Here is a 576-nt window from a genome sequence, read left to right as displayed (position 1 = left end):
GATCTTTCCCTTCTTTTGATTCGGCTTTGGTTTTCACATGGGACAACAGCACGACCACGGTCTCTTTGAGCGTCGGTGTCTTCTCCAGCCCGTTTTCCACCAGTTTCGCCACGGCCCACAGCAGGTTAGTGACTTCCTGTGGATTAAAGTGGTCTTTCTCTTCTGTTGATTCGGCTTTGATTCTTACCAGAGGCAACAGCGTGGCGACAGCCTCTTTGAGCTTCGGTGTCGTCTCCAGCTCAAGCCCGTTGCCAACCATTTTTGCCAGGGCCCACAGCAGATTGGCGGTACCTTGGGTATCAATACTCCTGGCTTCAGGTTTTTGGTTGCCCTTAAGTATTACTGCATCAAGTAAAGTTGACAATAAAGCTGCCTGAGTTTCCTTACTTCCCTCATTCATGTATTTATGAGGGGTAAAAACACCCGCTGAAGTAAATGAATGAAGCGTCGTCGTCAGGCTTCGCCATGGCCACCCGGACGTCGCTTTAAAATCGTTCAACAATGGTATCAGTTGCTGTTGTTCACTGTGATTTAATGGTCTTTTTGACCTTGATGTGTATTGTTTGATTGAACAGG

Annotated in this window: 1 pseudogene; it reads right to left on the bottom strand. The window is 47.6% G+C overall.

The window, feature by feature from the left end:
- A pseudogene (locus J7439_RS25950) lies at positions 1 to 576 on the bottom strand (hypothetical protein); the annotation flags it as partial.

Source organism: Salinisphaera sp. G21_0 (genome assembly GCF_017744115.1).
In the GTDB taxonomy this organism is placed as follows: domain Bacteria; phylum Pseudomonadota; class Gammaproteobacteria; order Pseudomonadales; family Endozoicomonadaceae; genus Endozoicomonas.
This window is presented reverse-complemented; position numbering and strand designations above follow the sequence as displayed.